The sequence below is a fragment of the Niallia sp. HCP3S3_B10 genome (genome assembly GCF_052064465.1).
GTDB classification, from domain to species: domain Bacteria; phylum Bacillota; class Bacilli; order Bacillales; family Cytobacillaceae; genus Niallia; species Niallia hominis.
Genome location: NZ_JBQHVO010000146.1, coordinates 1 through 1,015 on the forward strand (window position 1 = coordinate 1; position 1,015 = coordinate 1,015).

At 36.7% G+C, this 1,015-nt stretch carries 1 protein-coding gene; it reads right to left on the minus strand.

The window, feature by feature from the left end:
- Positions 1 to 104: 104 nt before the first annotated feature.
- Positions 105 to 1,015, minus strand: a 911-nt coding sequence (istA, locus tag ACTNDN_RS24900) for an IS21 family transposase (RefSeq protein ID WP_441132570.1), incomplete at its 5' end; no start/stop codon positions are given.

Sequence of the window (1,015 nt, forward strand, 5' to 3'; positions counted from 1 at the left end):
ACTAAAGTCTATGACTTCATTTAAATGTAACGTCATTTGCTTAAGCCCCAGATACTCTAGATTCTTTAATAATTGCTGATGATTTGTTGTTGTTACTTGATTCATTATTTATACACTTCTCCAATCGCTGCTAAGTTCTTTTTCGCTAACTCATCAATATTAGGATAGTTAGGCATAGAAACCCCTAGTGATTCCTGATAGTGGGTTTCTTGATAATTTAATTTCTTCCCACTTAAGGGATGTTGTGCGATGAGCTCCGTGTTATAATAAACCCATATTTGATCATCATACACTTGTAGTCCAACTCTCTTTCCTTGGTATTTTGCTGGTACCGAGTATTGATTCGATTTGTAAGAAATCATGTTGGAGGCATTCACTTTTACAAGCTTATGATTGATTCGATAGGAATCTCTTACTTGGACAGTTGGTAGCTGGTGTAAGAGGTTCTTTTCTTTTTTAAATTCTAATACTGGTATCTTGCCAGTCCCCTGATGTACCTCATGATTGACTCGATTACATAAATCCTGTACAAATCGGTGTAATTCTTCTAAGGTCAGTTGACCTTGATAAGCATGAATTTCATCTAATAGTTTCATCGTTGTTTCTACTTTTCCTTTTGTACGTGGTCTGCCTGCTACACAAGGTTTTACTTTAAAACCAAAGTCGTTAGCGAATTGTGCAAACTTATTATTCACTTTTCCGCTAGAAAATTCTGTTCTAGCTTCATCCATAACTGTTTTCATATTGTCCGTAATTATCTCTGAAGGCACACCACCAAGTGCTTCAAATGTTTCCGTTAAAAACGAAAACAATGTACTTTGTGATTTAGAGATACTTAGATGGAACGTGCGGAACCTTGAATAAGAAAGAACAAGAACGGCCACATTCACTTCTACCTGTTGACCATCCTTAGTATCAAATAGTATACTTTCTTTCCAATCTAGTTGTGCTTGTTTACCTGGTGCTGTTTCAAAACGAGCTGCCCCTTTGGGGGAGGCAATCTTTTTGTCCTCAT